The sequence below is a fragment of the Streptosporangium sp. NPDC000396 genome (assembly GCF_042898655.1).
Lineage (GTDB): Bacteria > Actinomycetota > Actinomycetes > Streptosporangiales > Streptosporangiaceae > Streptosporangium.
This window is the reverse complement of the sequence record NZ_JBIAZA010000002.1, coordinates 435,446-452,410: the sequence shown is the minus strand read 5'-3', so window position 1 is coordinate 452,410 and position 16,965 is coordinate 435,446. Positions and strand designations below refer to the sequence as shown.

The following is a 16,965-nucleotide window of genomic DNA, read 5'->3' as shown; positions in this document are numbered from 1 at the left end:
ACCGCCGACCCTGGACTCCGCTCGGCCGGCGTCCGCCTAACGTTTCCCTGCAGCAGGGGCAGATATATATGAAGCAGACATGATTGGACGTTTTTGGATATGCGAACCGGCACCGGGCGATCGGTGGCACAGCGCTCACCTCTCATCGGCCGGCACGATGAGATCCGGCAACTCGGCACACTGATCGACGCGGCCGGACAGGGCCGAGGAGGAGCCCTGGTCCTGCGCGGCGAACCCGGCGTCGGCAAGAGCGCGCTGCTCGGCCACATACGGGAGACCGCCGCCGGGTTCCAGGTCGTGCACGCCTCCGGCGCGGAGTTCGAGATGGAACTGCCGTTCGCCGCCCTGCACCAGCTGTGCGCTCCGGCGCTGGACCATCTGGCGGCGCTGCCGGCGCCCCATCGCAAGGCCCTGGAGATCGCCTTCGGCTTGGACACGGGCACGCCCGACCCGTTCCTTGTGGGCATCGCCACCTTGGGGCTGCTGGTCGAGACGGTGCGCGAACGCCCGCTGCTGTGCGTGGTCGACGACGCGCAGTGGCTGGACCACGCCTCGGCCAAAGCGCTGGCCTTCCTCGCTCGCCGGGTCGCCGCGGAACGGGTGGCCGTGGTGTTCTCCCTGCGCGAGCCGAGCCGACTGCCCGAACTCGACGGGTTGCCGAGCCTGACCGTCGAAGGGCTGAGCGAGGCGGACGCGCGCGCGTTGCTGGCCGCCGAGATCCGCGCCCCGCTGGACGAGCGAGTGCGCGACCGCATCCTGGCCGAGGCACGCGGCAACCCCCTGGCGCTGCTGGAGCTTCCCCGAAGCGTGGGACTGACCGGAATGGCCGGCGGATTCGCGCTTCCCGACACGCCACCCCTGTCGAGTCCCCTGTCGAGCAGGATCGAGCAGAGCTTCCAGGCCCGCCTGGAACGCCTGCCCGCCGGCACGCGGCTGCTGCTGACCGTCGCGGCGGCCGACCCGGTCGGTGACCCGGCCCTGCTGTGGCGGGCCGCCGGGCTGCTGGGCCTGGACGTGACGAGCGCCGGGCCCGCGGAGGCCTCCGCCCTGGTCGAGTTCGGCACCCGCATCCGCTTCTGCCATCCCCTGGCGCGATCCGCGGTGTATCGGGCCGCCGGACTGGACGAGCGCCGGAGGGCGCATCACGCGCTGGCCGCGGCCACCGACCCGATGGCGGATCCCGACCGGCTGGCCTGGCATCGAGCCCAGGCCGGCGCAGGCCCCGACGAGGACGTGGCGGCCGAACTCGAACACTCCGCGGCTCGCGCACAGGCCCGCGGAGGAGTGGCGGCCGCCGCGGCCTTCCTCGAACGATCGGCGGAGCTCACCCTCGACCCCGAACGGCGCACCGAACGCGTGCTCGCCGCGGCACAGGCCAAGCTCATAGCCGGCGCCTTCGACGCCGCGGCCGAGTTGCTGACCGCCGCGGAGACCGGACCGCTCGACCAACGGCAGCTCGCCAGGATCGACCTGCTGCGCGGCCGGATCTCGTTCGTCCGGCACAGAGGTGGCGACGGCGCCACCACCTACCTGCTCCGCGCCGCCCGGCGCCTGGCCGATTCGGACCCGAAGTGGTCGCGCGCCTGCTACCTGGACGCGCTGGAGATGGGCATGCTCACCGGCGGAATGGACACGATCATTGCGGCGGCCCGGTCCGCGCCTCCCGCTCCCCAGCCGCCGGACAGCGCGGACGCGGTGCTGGACGGCCTGGTCAGCCTGGCCACCGACGGCCACCGGGTCGCCATCCCGCCGCTGCGGCCGATCGTCGCCGACGTGCACGACGAGGTGTGGGTCCGACGGCCCTCGCTGGCGTCCCTGCTCTCGGTGGAGGTGTGGGACTTCGACGCCTACATCGGCACCGCCGAACACCTCGTGGAGGTGGGCCGCTCGTCCGGCTCGTTCCATCTCCTGCCCATCGGGCTGGCCATGCTGGCCGCCGCTTCCGCGCACGCGGGCGACTTCGGGGCGGCAATGGAGCTGATCTCGGAAGGGGAGGCGATCGCCGAGGTCACCGGTGCCTCGCCGCTGGTCTACTCCCGGCTCCACCTGGCCGCGCTGCGGGGACGCCGGCAGGAGGCCACCGAGTTGTTCACGGCCGTGCTCGCGGCGAGCCAGCGCATGAGCCTCAGCGTTCACTGGGCGACGGCCGTACTGAACAACGGCCTTGGCGACTATCCGGCCGCGCTGGAGTCGGCGCGGCGGGCCGTCGAGCTCGACGACCTGGCCCTCAGCGGGCTCGCGCTGCCGGAACTGGTCGAGGCGGCGGTCCGGTGCGGCGAGCACGACCTGGCCGCGTCGGCACTGGAGTCGCTGGCCGAGCGCACACGCGCCGGAGGCGCCGCCTGGGGACTGGGCGTGGAAGCGTACGCCAGGGCGCTGGTCACCGACAACGAGGACGCCTACCGCGAGGCCGCCGAACACCTCGACGGCTGCCGCGCGGCCGTCTACCGCGCCCGAGCTCACCTGCTGTACGGGGAATGGCTGCGGCGCCAGGGACGGCGCCGAGACGCGCGCGAGCGGCTGCGCCTCGCGCACGAGCTGCTGTCCGGCATGGGGGCGGAGGCGTTCGCCGACCGGGCGGCCGGTGAGCTGCGAGCCACGGGCGAACACGCCCGTAGCCGCTCGTCGCAGGCGAGCGAGCAGCTCACCATGCAGGAGGTGCACATCGCGCGCCTGGTCGCCGACGGCGCGACCTCCAAGGAGGTCGCCGCAAGGCTGTTCCTCAGCCCCCGCACGGTCGACGCCCACCTGCGCAACATCTTCAGGAAACTCGGCCTCACCTCACGTAAGCAGCTCAGGAACCTGCCCGAGATCCGCTGAGGCTCCGTTCTTCTCCAGGCGGGCGATCAGCCGGGCGGCCGGGGAGGTCTTCGCCGATCGCGTGGGAGGTTCCGGGGCGGCCCTCGCCGATCGCACGGGAGACGACAAGCACGCGCATCGTGGTGGCGCACGCTTCGCCTGCGGCCATCGTCTCCGCCGGGCCGGGCCAGCTGAGCGCGTACTTCGCCCGGTAACCGTCCGAGACCCGCTGAACCAGCGCGGGGTCGCTCACCGGTTCCAACCGCACGGGAAGAATCATCCCGGCCGCTTCGATCTCCGCCGCGGCACCGGCGCGGACCTCGCGGTACCAGGCGCCGCGGTGTCCGAAGGCGGAGCGGACGTAGGCGTCGCCGTCGACCGCCACCACCCAGATCGGCCTGGCCGACCAGGAGCCGTCCTCGCGCCGCACCCGCATCACGATCTCGGCGAGGTCCACGAAGGTGTTCATGGATCCACGTTCTCCCGCGCCGGACGCGGATCGCGTCGGCGATGTTCACCTACCTCGCCGCCTCGCCGTACATTGACCAGGCGAGCACGGCCCGGACATCACCCGCCGCCGGATCTCACCGGCAAGATCGTCATCGTGGTGGACGACGGCCTGGCGACGGGCGTGAGCATGCGTGCCGCCATCCACGCCCTGCGCCGCTTCCGGCCCGCCGCCATCGTCGTCGTCGCCGTGATTCCCGAGCGCCGAAGTAGTTAGTCCCAGGGAGTGTCGGTGAGGGTGGATGAGGGTTGAAGAGGGTTGGCGTGGGCGGCGGTAGTGGCGCAGAACAGGGCGGCGACAGTGATGATGGCTGTGATGATCAGTTCCTTGACCGACATGGTTCACACTCTTTCGCCTCGGTTGAGCTCGCTGACTGCGACGCCAGAAACGTAGGGAAAAAATCCTTTATGGGCCTATCTCGTGTCTTACTCGCCTGCATGAACCATCCGCGATAGAGCGGCGATAGGGCCATGACAGCCGTTTGCCCATCGTGGATCTCGAAAGGGTTGCCACCGGCTGGAGGCAGATCATGGTAAAAGGGGCAGGCAGTCAAGAGATGGAGCGGGCCCGAGGGCAGGTACGCGCGAGGATGAGTCGGTCCGCCGACGTTCCCGGACAAGGCCAGGAAGCGAGGCGCTTCGGCTTCCTGGGCGTCGTAGCGCTGTGGAAAGACGGCGGGGAGGTCAGGCTCTCCACCAGACGGTCGAAGACGGTCATGGCCCGGTTGCTTCTCTCTCCGGGCCGGTTGGTGAGCGTGGATGCCCTGGTGGATGGGCTTTACGGCGAGCATCCCGTCAAGAGCGCACGCAATCAGGTCCACCGCGGGGTCGGTGAGCTTCGCCAGCAGGGCGTCTTCATCGTCGAGCGGGATGGTTCGTACCTGCTCGACATCTCCACAGAAGTGATCGACGCATGGCAGTTCAGGAGCCTGACCGAGTCGGCCAAGGCCGCCGCACAACCTCGGGACAAGGTCAGGTTCCTGCAGGAGGCACTGAAGATTTGGCGTGGCCCAGCCCTGGCCGGGCTGGATAGCCAGGTATTCCGGACTGCGGCGGAAGAGTGGGAGGAACGACGCCTGACGGCAGTTCAGGAGTGCATCGGAGCCGGCCTGACTCTCGGCAACCACAACGAGCTGATCCCCGAACTCCGTCGCCTGACCAGCGAACATCCTCTGCGCGAACACTTCTCCTGGCAGCTCATGGCGGCCTGTTACCGGGCCGGCAGAGCCGGGGAGGCCATCGCCGCCTACACCAGGCTTCGCGAGGAGCTCGCCGACCAGCTGGGCATCGATCCCTCTCCCGAGTTACGGCACCTGTACGAGCAGATCCTCCGCCAGGAACCCGTACTGGCGGAAGAGGCGCCGCTTCCCCGGCAGCTCCCACCTCGCCCCTTGAAGATCATCGGCCGGGACCGGGAGCTGAAGCAGGTCCAGACGGTGCTGGAACACGGCAGCCGCGTGGTGGCGATCACCGGAGCGAGCGGCTCGGGCAAGACGACACTCGCTTTGGAAGCGGCCCACAGAGCGGCGGAGCTCTTTCCCGACGGCCACCTTTACAGTCCCGAGCCAGGTGACGTGTTGCCGGGCATGCTGCGTGCGCTGGGTGACAGGCATGTGCCGAAGCGGCAGGACGAACAGAGCGGTCGCCTGCGCACGCTCCTGGCCAGCCGGCGAATCCTCATCGTGCTGGAGAATGTGATCAGCGCGGCGCAGGTCCGCTCGCTCCTTCCGGCCTGCCGGGAGTGCGCGCTCATCGTGACCAGCCGTTCGTCCCTGGCCTCATTGCGCGAAGCCATCCACGTCACGCTGGGCGGGCTATCCGTCGATGACGCGTGGGCGCTCCTTGCCGGCAGCACGGATGCCCATCGCCTGGTAGCCGATCCGGCGGCCACCCGCCGGGTGATCGAGCTGTGCGACGGCCTGCCCCTAGCACTGGACATCGTCGCCGCAAGGCTGGCCGCCAAGCCGCACTGGAGTATCGCCACCCTCGCGGCCCGCCTGGAGGGCCGCGACAGGATCCTGTCCGAACTGCACCATGACGACCTCGACATCCGCGCCGCCCTCGACTGCGGCTACCTCGCCCTGACCTCAGAAGCCAGGGCACTGCTTCGGAAGATCGGCTACTACGGAAATCAGGAGATCTCGGCCTGGGAGGTCTCGCGCCTGGAGAAGATTTCGCCGACCGAAGCGGAATGGCGGATCGAGGCTCTCGTCGACGCACGGCTGCTCACGGTTTCCGGGGTGGGAACCGGTGGTCAGTTCACCTATCGCTGCCCCACCATGGTGCTAGCACACTCAAGAGAACGGGCCCTGACCGAAGATCCAGTCGCCGAGCTCGACGCGGCCGTCAGCCGCGTTCTCGCAGGGGTGGAGAGCTCGATCGGTCCCCGGTGACCCTCAGATCGGCGGAGAGGCAGAGTGCAGAGCGGTGCGGCGTAGGCATTTCAGCGAATCGCGGACTGCAGACTGCCTGGTGGTCCTGTTCGCCTGGGTGCTGTCCTCCTCCGGAGCAAGCGGGTCTGCTCTCGCCGTCCAGGTGCTCATCGGCGGGCTGGCTTCCGTCGCTCTGTTCTGGCGACAGACGCGGCCCGTCCCAGTCCTCTCCTTCAACCTCGTGTGCACCCTGGCGATGCAGCTTTTGGTGTCGCATCCGGTGTTGCCAGGGGCGTTGGCGGTGGCCCTGTATGCCATCGGCAGGCACGCCCGGCCCAGTGTTTCCTGGGTAGTAGCCGCGATCGCCGGTCTGATCTACGGTGGCATGCTCGTGGTCTTGCACGCCTTGGGCTTGCCGGTTCTCAGCCGGGATGCGAGCGGGCAGCTGCCCATGGCCTTCATCATCGCCGCGCTGCTGCTGTTTCCACTCTTTCTGCTGGTCGCTCTGGGGACTCTGGTACGGCTGCGCCACGAGCTAAAGGAACGCGATCGGGCCGAGCTGGAGGCGGCAGCCGTACGGACAGAGCGGATGCGTATCGCGCGGGAGCTTCACGACGTGGTGGCCCACCACATCAGCACGGTGAACGTCCTGCTCGGCGCGGCACGAACGATTATGAGAAAGGATCCCGAACGAGCCGAGGCGACGCTCGCCACGGCTGAACGGAACGGCCGTGACGCCATAGCGGAGCTGCGGCACCTGCTGTATGTGCTGCGAGCCGAGCAGACGCGCAGGCCTCAGAGCGAGGATCACGCGGCAGGGGTCGCCATCCTGCCCGCCTTGGTGAATCGAGCGCGGGAGACCGGTCAGCAGGTCCGTCTGGAAATGACCGGAGAGCCCTTCCCGCTGGGGACCACCGTGGACAACGCGGTCTATCGGATCGTCCAGGAAGCGCTGACCAACTCCCGCAAACACGCCGTCGGAGCCACGGCCACCGTCACGGTGGCGTACCTGCCCGGAGCGGTCGAGGTTCAGGTGAGTGATGACGGCCCAGCCGTGCAGCACACGACGGAAACAGGCGGCTTCGGGCTGCGGGGGATAGCCGAGCGTGTCGCCCTGTGCGGCGGGGAACTGCAGATTGGGTCCGTTCCAGAGGGAGGTTTCCGTGTTCGCGCTCGCATCCCGGCCGATCAAGGTGTTGATCGTCGATGACCAGGCGCTGATCCGTGCGGGTTTCGGGATGATTCTCGAGGCTCAGGAGGACATCACCGTGGTGGGCGAGGCCGAGGATGGTGACGCGGCGTACCAGCTGTGCATGCGATCGGCTCCGGACGTGGTGCTGATGGACGTCCACATGCCCAATGGCGTCGACGGCATCACCGCCACCAGGCGCATCACCAGCGAGCATCCCGGCGTGCGAGTGGTCGCGATCAGTACCTTCGATCTCGACGAGTACGTCATGGAGGCGCTGCGCGCCGGAGCCTCTGGCTTCGTCTCCAAGGAGATCTCCCCCGAAGAACTGGTGCGTGCGGTACGGGTCGCTCACGAGGGTGAATCCGTGGTGGCCCCCCGGCTGCTGACCAGATTGATCGAGGCCTTCGTCCGCTCACCGCTACCACGACACCGTCCCCGGCTGGCAGGTGTCACCGACCGTGAGCAGGATGTGCTGGTGCTGATCGCACGTGGTTACTCGAACGCCGAGATCTCGGCCGCCCTCAAGGTCACCAGGTCAACCGTCAAGAATCACGTGACCAGCCTCTTCGCCAAGACCGGAGTACGCGACCGAGCCCAGGCGGTGATTTTGGCCTACGAGGTGGGACTCGTGAAACCGGGGGACTAGGCTCCCACGGCGTCCGATCCCTGGGAGCCTAGTCCCAGGGCGAGGACCCTCTTGACGGGGGAGGAAACCCCACCGGCCGACGGCAATCCTGAAGAAGTCCGCAGAACACGGCTTCTCCATGGAGAGCACTATGAAACTGTTGGCCGCCGGTTTCCTCATGGCTGCGACGACCTTGTCCATGGTCACGCCGGCTTCGGCGGGCCCTGTGACCGTCTGGAAACCATGCCCGGACAACGCAGCCGCACAGTGCGCGAACCTGCGGGTTCCCGTGAACTGGGCACGCCCGGACGGCCGGACGATCACGTTGGAACTGACCAGGCTCCCGGCCCTCGCGCCAGAGAAGCGCATCGGCACCCTGTTCGACATCCCCGGCGGGCCAGGGGAACCCGGCGCGGAGGCGCTGAAGCGGCCCGCGGCCATCTATACGGCACTGCGTCAACGATTCGACGTCGTCAGCTACAACCCGCGCACCGCCGTGGCCCTGTCGGCTCTGCCCGCCTCGTGCACCCGGACCTGGTCCTCGCTCACCGACCCGCGCAGCCGCGACGCCTACGCCGGCCAGGCCAGGAGCCTGAGCAGGGGGGTTGCCGTCTGCAGGCGTGACGACCGCACCGGCCTGCTCACCAACCTTGACTCGATCTCCGTAGCCAGGGATATGGAGGCGGTCCGCCAGGCCCTCGGTGAAACCCAGCTCACCTTCACCGTGAGGTCGCACGGAGGGGTGCCGATGACGGCCTACGCTCGCCTGTTTCCCCAGCGCATCCGCGCCGCCTATCTCGACGGAGTGCCCGACCACATCGACGCGTGGGACAACAACGGCCGTGAGTGGCTTACCGGCACCGAGAAGGCCTTCGACCGTTTCGTCTCCTGGTGTGCCGCCACCACCGCCTGCAAGCTGCACGGCAGGGATGTTCGGGTGGCCTGGCGCCGGCTGATCCACCGGGCCGATGTCTCCCCCATCCCGGTGATGGAGGGAGCCTTTGCAAAGCGGAAGCTCACCGGATGGCACTTCAAGATCTCAGCTCCGGTCTTCTTGCTCCCCGGCGCCGCCGGAGACTTCTCCTGGCGCGCCTTCGCCGCGGCCGTCGACAAGGCTCTGCGTGGAGATGCCTCGGGGTTCGGAACGCCAAGCCTCGGAAATCTGCGGCACTGGACCAGGCCGGTCATCCTCGCCCTGCAGTGCCCGGACGGCCTCTGGGGCAGGACCGGCTACTTCGACCTCCGCAGAAGCCGTGGTCTCTCGGAACGACTCTCCCCCGACTTCGGAGCTCTGTCCTATCCCACTCTGGCGTGTACTGGCTGGACCGCTCCTCTCGCCAATCCACCTCAGTCGCTGCCTGCGGGGAAGCTTCCCGCCTTTCTCGGAGCCGGCACCCATCCAGGCGACTACGAGCCGACCCGCGACCTGCTCGCGCACATCCCAGGTTCGGCAACCGTGCGCTACGACGGCCCGGGTCACGTCATCTATCTGGGCGGAATGCCGGGCGCGCATTGCGTGATCGAGCACGCCGTCCGCTATCTGACCAGCCTGGTTCTGCCCTCCGGCGCCGTCTGCCGGGCGAAGAAGTGACGGGGAAGCGTGCGGGAAACGGGGCCTGCGAAAGTTTCAAGTGTCAGCAAGAGCGGGGCGAAACAAAGAAACACTCCGCTCAAGAAAATCGAAAATCACGCGACCCGCGTAAATGAAAGGAAGAGCCATGAACGAGGAGATCTACGAGGTTCCGGCGCTGGCCGAGGTTGGCGACTTCTCTGAGCTCACCCAGCTCACCAACCGCGGCAAGTGGGCCGACAGCATCTGGGGCTACTACTTCGACTAATTCAGATATCTAATCGCGACGGTGTTCGGCGGAATTACCGCCGAACACCGTCCCCAACACGGAAGAGGAGGCCGGGATGAAATTCGTCGTATTTCCGGACAGCCCGGAGGCGGACAGGATCAGGAACATCCTTCCCACCGCACTCGGCGAGAAAGTCCTGACGCATCGTTCCGGCCGGTCATGGCTGCTGGGTCAATGGCCCGGCTCCGACATCGTCCAGGCCGAGTCGGCACACGCCAGAGTCGCTCTCCTGGGCACCGCGGCCATCACCGAAGCCACGCTGGCCGAACGGCTCCGCCAGGTTCGTTCCGTGCGTGACCTCGATTCCCTGGCAGGCTCGATCCCGGGGTCGTTTCACCTGATCGGCTCCGTGAATGGCAAGGTAAGAGCACAGGGCAGCATCTCGACCGCCCGGCAGATCTTCTACGGCACGGTCATGGGCATCACCGTCGCCGCGGATCGCCCGCAGAGCTTGGCCGAGCTCACCGGGGCCGGGATCGACGAAGAGCGGCTGGCGCTGCACCTGCTCACCCCGTTCGGAGCTCCATGGCCACTGAACGAGGTGAGCTTGTGGAAGGGCGTTCGCGCCCTGACGCCCGGACACTACCTGGAGATCTCCGCCGATGGTGCCGGACGCCAGGTGGGCTGGTGGACGCCTCCGGAGGCTGAGGTCTCCCTGGCCGACGGCGCGGCCCGGGTCCGCGATGCCCTGGAGGGCGCGATCGCGGCCAGGAGCCGGGAAGCCCGCGTCATCAGCTCGGACTTCTCCGGCGGCGTGGACTCCACCAGCCTGTGCTTCCTGGCTGCCAGGAAGCACAGCGAGCTGGTGACCATCCATTACGAGGCCTCGGGCAGCTTGAACGACGACAAGCTCTGGGCCGACCTCTGCAAGAGTGACCTTCCACATGCCCGGCATCTGACCGTACCGCGCGGCACGGGCCCCACCCTGTATTCCCCGTTGTCCGAGACCCGGCTCGACCTCGAGGGACCCGCCCCCCTGGCCCGCCCTCGCGCGCGCATCGAGCACGTGCTGCGGCTGGCCGCCGAAGCAGGTGCTACCCGACACATGCAGGGAACGGGTGGCGACGAGCTGTTTTTCGCCACCACCACCTGCCTGCACAGCTTTTCACGCCAACATCCGCGGCGGTCCATCCGGCACATCAGGGCCACCGCGTCACGATATCGCTGGAGCCTGGCCACTACGGTGCGCCAGTTGTCTGCCATCAAGCCCTACGCCCGCTGGTTGGCCCAGAGCACCGACCAGCTCACCGACCAGCGGGTGTGGGGATATGAGACCGGATGGGAACCGTCCCTCCGCATGCCGCCCTGGGCGACCAAGGAGGCCGTTCAAACCGCGCGGAGGCTGATCCGCGAGGCGGCGGCCGCAGATCCCGAACCGTTCTCTCCCTTGCCGGTCCAGCACGAGATGATTCGCGCTGTACAGGCGAACGGCTGGATCATACGCGGGCTCTCCCGGATCGCGGAGCAGTTCGGCATCCTTCTGGAAGCGCCGTACACCGACGACCGTGTTCTCGAATCGGCGCTCTCGATCCGCCTCGAAGACCGGATCTCGCCCACTCATATGAAACCCGTCCTCGCCGCCGCGATGCGGGGACTGGTTCCCCATGTCCTCGATCGCCAGACCAAGGCCGACGGAAGCACCGACTTCTACGAAGGGCTGCGCAAGCACCGGCAGGAGCTCTGGGCCTTGTGCGAGGACTCGCATCTGGCCCGGATGGGGCTCATCGACCTGGAAGCGATCCGTCCGGTTCTCTTCGGAGAGCACGTGGACGCGCGGCCGTTCATGCCGTTTGATTCCACGCTGGGCGTCGAACTCTGGCTTCGATCCACAGCCAATCGTGAAGGAGCAATGTGATGGCCTGGCGCCTGCCCGCACATGTGACGTTCACCGAAACCGATACCGGAGCCGTTCTTCTGGACAACCGCCGCGGCCGGTACTGGCAGACCAACGACACGGCGGCGATCGTGCTGAAGTGCCTCCTACACGAGGGGGAGATCGGACCGGCGGTCGCAGCGCTGCGTGAGCGGTATCCGGACGCGGCCGAACGGGTTACTGCCGACGTCCAGCACATGATCGAGAAGCTGGCCGCAGCCAAGCTGGTGGTCCCATGAGTCCCAAGATGGTGGCGCTCCAGAGGGCCGCCGCTCCCCCCTGGCGTCTGCGCCCCGTGGTGCTGCTCGTTATCGCCCTGGCCTGGCCGCTGGCTCGTTGCGCCCCCTATCGGTTACGCGCCGTGCTCCAGTTCCTGAGCAAAGGAGCCAGAGCGGCGACGGTGGAGGAGGCGGAACGCGCCCGGAACGCGATCGTGGGCCTGAGCGTCCGGCACAGCGGCCCACGCTGCCTCGAACGGTCCATCGCGATCGCCTTGATGTGCCGGTTGACCGGCAGCTGGCCGGACTGGTGTACCGGAGTGAGCACCCATCCCTTCGAAGCCCACGCGTGGGTCGAGGCGGAAGACAAGCCCATCGGTGAGAACCCCGACGAGATCATTCACTTCTTCGTCACCATGAAAGTGTCGGCCCGCTCATGACTGTGCAGAAGATCTCCACAGGACAACGGCTGTCGCCCGCCGTGAGCCTGACGCAGGTACGCCACGTCTACGGCGTGAAAGAGACCGCCGTCACCGCGCTGAATGATGTGACCTGGAACTTCACACCCGGCACCTTCACCGCGGTGATGGGTCCATCCGGGTCCGGCAAAACGACCTTGCTGCAGTGCGCGGCGGGGTTGCTCGAACCCACCACCGGCTCGGTTTTCCTCGGCGACCACCAACTCAATGGGATGCCGGAGAAGAAGCTCGCGATCATCCGCCGTGACCTGGTCGGCTTCGTCTTCCAGGCCTTCAACCTGATGCCGGCTCTCACCGCCGCCGAGAACATCACCCTCCCTCTCCGGCTCGCACACCGTGCAGCGGATCAGGCCTGGATGAATGAGCTCGCCAAGCGTGCGGGCATCGCCAACCGCCTGAGCCACCGGCCGCACGAGCTGTCCGGCGGGCAGCAGCAGCGGGTGGCCATCTGCCGGGCGCTGATCACGAAGCCACGCGTCCTCTGCGCCGACGAACCGACCGGTGCTCTGGACAAGGCCTCGAGCAAGGCAGTGCTGTCGGTGCTACGCGACGCTGTCAACGAGCTCGGCCAGACCGTGATCATGGTGACCCACGATCCGGTTGCCGCGGCCCACGCCGACCAGGTGCTCTTCCTCGTGGACGGAAGAATCGTCGACGTCATGGAGACACCCACTCCTGAGCGGGTGGCCGCCACCATGACACGCCTGGCGGGTGAAGACTGATGCTGGCCATTGCATGGCACACGCTACGGCGCCAGCCGGGTGTACTGCTCGGGGCATTCCTGATGATCGCCATCGGGTCTGGCCTGATCAACGCGTTCACCGTCATCCAGCGCTCGGCAACCCAAGCAGAAGCACCGGTCGAACGGTACTCGGCCGTCCCCGTCGTGGCGGGAGGAGCCGCGGGGCTGTTCACCCCGGATGCGATCAAGCGGGTTCAGCCGCTTCCGGCGGTCCACAAGGTCGTCCCAGAGCTGACGTTCATCGCGATCGTGTTGGACGAGCACGGGCAGCCGGTGCTCTCGCCCACGAAGATCGCGCAGTTCGGTCACGCCTCGACAAGCGCGAAGCTCACTCCCTTCGCTCTCCGCGAAGGGCATTGGCCCACCAGCCACGACGAGGTGGTGCTGGACCAGGAGCTGGCCAAGGCGGCCGGAGTGTCGCTCGGCAAGCAGGTGCGGGTGCTCGTCGCCGGCGCGAGCCATACCTACCGGCTTGCCGGGATAGCCGAGCCAGGCGCTTCCACCGGCCCATTGGCCTACCAGCGCACGCTCTTCTTCACCGACAAGCGCGCCGTCGAGTTGGCCGGGCGCGGCGCCGGACGGGTGGACGCACTGGGAATCTTCGTCAACGCCGGATCCGACCCCGCAGCCGTCGCGGCGGAGGTCCGTTCCCTGCTGGGCCAGACGATCCAAGGTGACGCTCCCGGACCGGCGGGTCTGCCGACCCTACACGTGGCTGCGGGGACCGACCGCGGCGAGTTGGAAGGCAGCCTCCCCAACGATCGGGCGACCGGTCAGACCATGAGCATGCTGACCGCGATAGTCGCATTCATGGCCATCACCGTGATCAGCGGCGCGTTGATCACTTCGATCCGCCGCCGTGCCAGGCAGCTCGCCCTGCTCAGGGCGATCGGCGCCACCCCTCACCAGATCAGATCGCTCTGCCACGCCGAAGCACTGATCCTCGCGCTGGTGGGCGGGGTCGCCGGAAGCGTTCTGGGGCTGGGGCTGGCCGAGTTGCTCGTCATCGCCCTGCGCTCCAGAGAGATCTTCAATCCGGCCTTCCGGGTGAGCTACAGCGTGCAGCCGATGGTCCTGGCTCTCCTCATCACCATCCTGGCCGGCCAGGTGGCCGCCTGGCTGGCCGCGCGCGCGGCGTTGAAGATCAGACCCGCGGAGGCGCTCACCGACTCCGCCGCAGTGGCTGAGCGCACCGGGAAGAGCACGTTCAAGATCGTGACGGGTGTCCTGGCGCTGGCCGGTGCAGGCACCATCCAGGTCCTCGGCATGGCCGGTCTGATGCCTCCCGCCCTCCGTGGTGTCTATGGCGTGCTGGCGAGCGGACTGGTCATGATCGGCATCGGGCTCATCGGCTCCTGGGTCGTCTATGGGCTGACCTATGTCAGCCGCGCCCCCGTCGCCGCGCTCTCCTCGGTCAGCGGCTATCTGGCCGCCGCCAACGTGCGGTTCCGGCATCGCCGGTACGCGGGGGTGGTGGCGCCGCTCGCCGTAGGGGTGGCGATCGCAGGATGGGCTCTGAGCAGCCTCCCGCTCTACACGCTCAGCACAACGGAGGAGGCGGTGGAGCGGGTCAGTGCGGACTACATCCTCAGGACGCCGCTGATCCGCGACGCCTACATCGGACTCAGTGAAGAGGTACGGCAGGCGGTGTCGGACGTTCCCGGCGTCACAGCCGCCGTCGGCCTGTGGGACGCCTGGGCACAGGCCACGCCTTTGCGTGCGGGTTCGGACAAGGGGATCCAGGACACCGCGGCCACCTACGCGACCGTGACCACGGGCGTGGCCGACCACCTGCTCGATCTCCAGATACAGCGGGGCAAGCTCTCCAACGAGGGCGTCGCCGTGGGAGCCGCCTACGCGCGGCAGCGCGGCATCTCGCTCGGAGACCAGGTGGAAGTGCGCATCACGGGTGCGTCGGACCCGGTCGTCCTGCCGGTTACGGCCATCTTCGGCCGAGACAAGGGCGGGCAGGAAGGCCTGGTACTGCCCAGCAGCGCCCTCTCCGGTCATGTGGCCATGCCCGCCTACAACCGGATCCTGGTGCGGGCCGGATCCAGCCCGCAGCTCCACAGCGTCGCCGGACAGAGCGGACTGGTCAGGGTGGAATCGATGGACGAGTTCCGCCAGCAGTACGTAGCGGAGCGCGTAGTCGGCACCTCCACCATCGGCATCCTCGCCGTAGTACTGGTCGGTGGTTTCCTGCTGCTGGCCGCGGTCAGCGCGCTGGTGCTGAGCGCGGTGGACCGTGCCGGGGAGTTCCACTCCTTCCGCCAGATCAGCGCGGCTCCACGGCAGATCACCATGATGGTCGTCTGGGAGATGGTCCTGACGGTCGTTCCGGCCTGGTTGCTCGGGGTGGCGGCGACCGCATGGATGACCTTCCTCATGGCAGGCGGGGATGTCACGGCAGCCGTGAAGGCGCTGCCTGCGGGCACCCTCGCCGTCTTCGGGCTGGTCGGACTGATTACTGCCGTTGCCGGGTGCCTGGTGGCCTCTCGCACGGCGATGAGAAGCCTCAACCGATTCGAGATGGTCTGATGAACGCGACAACGGGTGGCACCCAGATGCACCCTTCGGCCTGGCGACTTTTGGCCGGTCACAGCCGCCCGCACCGCGGGCCGCTTCTAGCAGGCGGTGCCCTGAACCTCGCAGGAACCGTGGCCGGGCTGGCCCAGCCGCTGGTCGCCAAGCAGGTCATCGATTCGATCAGCGCGGGCGGGATGTCGTGGAGCCCGGTGCTGGCGCTCGTCGGGCTCGTCTTCCTCAGCGCGCTCTCGGCTGCGTGGGGCACCTATCTGCTGGAACGAGTGGCGGCGGCTGTCGTGCGCCAGGCCCGCGGCAGGCTCATTACGAGGATCATGCGTTTACGGATCGACGCGCTGGACCGCCCGGGCGACCTGATCTCCCGGGTGACCTCCGACACGACGCTTCTGAGCGGCGCCGCCTCGCAGGCCCTCGTGGAGCCGCTCAGCAGCGCTCTCATGCTCATCGGCGGAATCACGTTGATGGCCGTCCTCGACTTTCCGCTGCTCGCCATCACCTCGGGCATCCTGGTTCTCATTCTGGGAGTGGCCGGCCTGTCCATGCCCAAGATCTCCCGCGCTCAGCAGGGTGTGCAACGGTCGGTCGGGGAGATCGCAGCGGCGCTGGAACGAGCACTGGGCGCCTTCCGCACAGTAAAGGCGAGCGGCATGGAGGGTGCCGAGATCTCACGGTTGGAAGCCGCCGTTGAGCAGGCCTGGAGGCACACCACCGGCGCGGCAAAGTGGGCCGCGCTCGCGCGGGTCTCCTCAGGGCTCGCCATTCAGGTGGCCTTTCTCGTCGTGCTTGGAGCCGGTGCCGCCCGGGTCGCCTCCGGCGATCTCGCCGTATCGTCGCTGGTGGCGTTCCTGCTCTACCTGTTCAACATGGGCCAGCCAATCGCGACCCTCGTGCAGAGCGCCACAGAGGTGCAGGTGGGCCTGGCCGCTGTGCATCGCATGCGTGAGGTGGACGACCTGCCGGTTGAAGCGGAGGAGCAGCCCTCGACGACGGCTGAGGAGCCGATCTACCAGCAGGCCACGGCCGCCTTCCACAACGTCTCCTTCAGCTACGGCGAGGAGCCCGTCCTGCGCGAGGTCACCCTCACCGTCGCAGGCGGTGAGGTCACGGCGATCGTGGGCGAGTCCGGTGCCGGAAAGACCACCCTCTTCTCACTGCTGGAACGCTTCTACGAGCCGTCGTCGGGAATCATCACGATCGACGGAAAAGATGTACGGCAGTGGCCATTGGCCGAGTTGCGCCGCCAGATCGGCTACGTCGAGCAGGATGCCCCCGTCCTCGCCGGCACGCTCAGGGAGAACCTGTGCTACGCCGCACAGGCGGTCTCGGAACAGGGGCTGGAGCACGCGCTGGCCAGGACAAGGCTCACCGAGTTCGTCGCGAGCCTGCCCGACGGCCTCGACACGCGGATCGGCCACCGGGGAACGACACTTTCCGGCGGTCAGCGCCAGCGGATAGCCATCGCACGAGCCCTGCTGCGCCGTCCGCGGATACTGCTGATGGATGAGGCGACCTCACAGCTCGACGCGGCCAATGAGCTCGCGCTGCGGGAAACGATGGCCGCCGTGGCGGAGACGACCACGGTCATAATGATCGCCCATCGGCTCTCCACCGTGGTGGGAGCCGATCACATCGTGGTCCTGGAGGGCGGGCGGGTACGCGCCAGCGGAACCCACGAGAACCTGCTCGCGACAGACGGCTTCTACCGAGAACTCGTCGGCAGCCAGCTCCTGTCCGACCGGCGCGGTTGAGGAAGAC

General features: G+C 67.8%; 15 protein-coding genes. 13 read left to right on the top strand and 2 right to left on the bottom strand.

Annotated features, from left to right (window positions below):
* Positions 1 to 99 precede the first annotated feature (99 nt).
* Entirely contained in the window at positions 100 to 2,820 is a 2,721-nt protein-coding gene (locus ACFY2X_RS04585; protein ID WP_389932129.1) for an ATP-binding protein, read from the top strand.
* Here the strand turns inward: ACFY2X_RS04585 and ACFY2X_RS04580 are convergent.
* Positions 2,795 to 3,268: a DUF2255 family protein gene (locus ACFY2X_RS04580; RefSeq protein WP_389932127.1), complete on the bottom strand. Its 474-nt coding sequence runs from the start codon at positions 3,266 to 3,268 to the stop codon at positions 2,795 to 2,797. The two genes, ACFY2X_RS04585 and ACFY2X_RS04580, sit on opposite strands and share 26 nt — an antisense overlap.
* Positions 3,269 to 3,340: 72 nt before the next feature.
* On the opposite strand from ACFY2X_RS04580, the gene ACFY2X_RS04575 reads away from it, so the two are divergent.
* On the top strand, positions 3,341 to 3,523 hold the full coding sequence (locus ACFY2X_RS04575) for a phosphoribosyltransferase family protein (RefSeq protein ID WP_389932125.1): 183 nt from the start codon (positions 3,341 to 3,343) through the stop codon (positions 3,521 to 3,523).
* Here ACFY2X_RS04575 and ACFY2X_RS04570 read toward each other — a convergent pair.
* Positions 3,520 to 3,645, bottom strand: a complete 126-nt coding sequence (locus tag ACFY2X_RS04570; protein ID WP_389932123.1) for a hypothetical protein — start codon at positions 3,643 to 3,645, stop codon at positions 3,520 to 3,522. The two genes, ACFY2X_RS04575 and ACFY2X_RS04570, sit on opposite strands and share 4 nt — an antisense overlap.
* A gap of 251 nt (positions 3,646 to 3,896) precedes the next feature.
* On the opposite strand from ACFY2X_RS04570, the gene ACFY2X_RS04565 reads away from it, so the two are divergent.
* The 11 genes from ACFY2X_RS04565 (at position 3,897) to ACFY2X_RS04515 (ending at position 16,958) form a co-directional block, all read left to right on the top strand.
* Positions 3,897 to 5,699 (top strand): BTAD domain-containing putative transcriptional regulator, encoded by a 1,803-nt coding sequence (locus ACFY2X_RS04565; RefSeq protein WP_389932121.1) that lies wholly within the window; start codon positions 3,897 to 3,899, stop codon positions 5,697 to 5,699.
* Between the two features lie 34 nt (positions 5,700 to 5,733).
* The gene (locus ACFY2X_RS04560) at positions 5,734 to 6,888 is read left to right on the top strand and encodes a sensor histidine kinase (protein WP_389932119.1); all 1,155 of its coding nucleotides are present in this window, start codon (positions 5,734 to 5,736) and stop codon (positions 6,886 to 6,888) included.
* Complete coding sequence (locus tag ACFY2X_RS04555) at positions 6,842 to 7,516, top strand: response regulator (RefSeq protein WP_389932117.1); 675 nt, start codon at positions 6,842 to 6,844, stop codon at positions 7,514 to 7,516. The genes ACFY2X_RS04560 and ACFY2X_RS04555 overlap by 47 nt, the downstream gene beginning before the upstream one ends.
* Positions 7,517 to 7,646: 130 nt before the next feature.
* Entirely contained in the window at positions 7,647 to 9,086 is a 1,440-nt protein-coding gene (locus tag ACFY2X_RS04550; protein WP_389932115.1) for an alpha/beta fold hydrolase, read from the top strand.
* A 127-nt stretch (positions 9,087 to 9,213) separates the two neighbouring features.
* Positions 9,214 to 9,333 carry a lasso RiPP family leader peptide-containing protein gene (locus ACFY2X_RS04545; protein WP_389932113.1) on the top strand — a complete coding sequence of 40 codons (120 nt, stop codon included), beginning with the start codon at positions 9,214 to 9,216 and terminating at the stop codon, positions 9,331 to 9,333.
* A 76-nt stretch (positions 9,334 to 9,409) separates the two neighbouring features.
* A complete protein-coding gene (locus tag ACFY2X_RS04540; protein WP_389932111.1) occupies positions 9,410 to 11,209 on the top strand; it encodes an asparagine synthase-related protein in 1,800 nt (599 codons plus the stop codon).
* Complete coding sequence (locus tag ACFY2X_RS04535) at positions 11,209 to 11,466, top strand: lasso peptide biosynthesis PqqD family chaperone (protein ID WP_389932109.1); 258 nt, start codon at positions 11,209 to 11,211, stop codon at positions 11,464 to 11,466. The genes ACFY2X_RS04540 and ACFY2X_RS04535 overlap by 1 nt, the downstream gene beginning before the upstream one ends.
* Positions 11,463 to 11,885 (top strand): lasso peptide biosynthesis B2 protein, encoded by a 423-nt coding sequence (locus tag ACFY2X_RS04530; RefSeq protein WP_389932107.1) that lies wholly within the window; start codon positions 11,463 to 11,465, stop codon positions 11,883 to 11,885. Before ACFY2X_RS04535 ends, ACFY2X_RS04530 begins: the two co-directional genes overlap by 4 nt.
* Positions 11,882 to 12,646, top strand: coding sequence for an ABC transporter ATP-binding protein (locus ACFY2X_RS04525; RefSeq protein ID WP_389932105.1), 765 nt, complete (start codon positions 11,882 to 11,884; stop codon positions 12,644 to 12,646). Before ACFY2X_RS04530 ends, ACFY2X_RS04525 begins: the two co-directional genes overlap by 4 nt.
* Entirely contained in the window at positions 12,646 to 15,204 is a 2,559-nt protein-coding gene (locus tag ACFY2X_RS04520) for an FtsX-like permease family protein (RefSeq protein ID WP_389932103.1), read from the top strand. Before ACFY2X_RS04525 ends, ACFY2X_RS04520 begins: the two co-directional genes overlap by 1 nt.
* Complete coding sequence (locus tag ACFY2X_RS04515) at positions 15,204 to 16,958, top strand: ABC transporter ATP-binding protein (RefSeq protein ID WP_389932101.1); 1,755 nt, start codon at positions 15,204 to 15,206, stop codon at positions 16,956 to 16,958. The genes ACFY2X_RS04520 and ACFY2X_RS04515 overlap by 1 nt, the downstream gene beginning before the upstream one ends.
* Positions 16,959 to 16,965: the final 7 nt, after the last annotated feature.

Excerpts from the sequence above, each read along its gene's own strand:
- ACFY2X_RS04570 (WP_389932123.1), bottom strand. The coding sequence starts at position 3,645 with ATGTCGGTCAAGGAACTGATCATCACAGCCATCATCACTGTCGCCGCC.
- ACFY2X_RS04550 (WP_389932115.1), top strand. The coding sequence starts at position 7,647 with ATGAAACTGTTGGCCGCCGGTTTCCTCATGGCTGCGACGACCTTGTCC.
- ACFY2X_RS04530 (WP_389932107.1), top strand. The coding sequence starts at position 11,463 with ATGAGTCCCAAGATGGTGGCGCTCCAGAGGGCCGCCGCTCCCCCCTGG.
- ACFY2X_RS04545 (WP_389932113.1), top strand. The coding sequence starts at position 9,214 with ATGAACGAGGAGATCTACGAGGTTCCGGCGCTGGCCGAGGTTGGCGAC.
- ACFY2X_RS04515 (WP_389932101.1), top strand. The coding sequence starts at position 15,204 with ATGAACGCGACAACGGGTGGCACCCAGATGCACCCTTCGGCCTGGCGA.
- ACFY2X_RS04565 (WP_389932121.1), top strand. The coding sequence starts at position 3,897 with ATGAGTCGGTCCGCCGACGTTCCCGGACAAGGCCAGGAAGCGAGGCGC.
- ACFY2X_RS04525 (WP_389932105.1), top strand. The coding sequence starts at position 11,882 with ATGACTGTGCAGAAGATCTCCACAGGACAACGGCTGTCGCCCGCCGTG.
- ACFY2X_RS04585 (WP_389932129.1), top strand. The coding sequence starts at position 100 with ATGCGAACCGGCACCGGGCGATCGGTGGCACAGCGCTCACCTCTCATC.
- ACFY2X_RS04540 (WP_389932111.1), top strand. The coding sequence starts at position 9,410 with ATGAAATTCGTCGTATTTCCGGACAGCCCGGAGGCGGACAGGATCAGG.
- ACFY2X_RS04520 (WP_389932103.1), top strand. The coding sequence starts at position 12,646 with ATGCTGGCCATTGCATGGCACACGCTACGGCGCCAGCCGGGTGTACTG.
- ACFY2X_RS04580 (WP_389932127.1), bottom strand. The coding sequence starts at position 3,268 with ATGAACACCTTCGTGGACCTCGCCGAGATCGTGATGCGGGTGCGGCGC.
- ACFY2X_RS04535 (WP_389932109.1), top strand. The coding sequence starts at position 11,209 with ATGGCCTGGCGCCTGCCCGCACATGTGACGTTCACCGAAACCGATACC.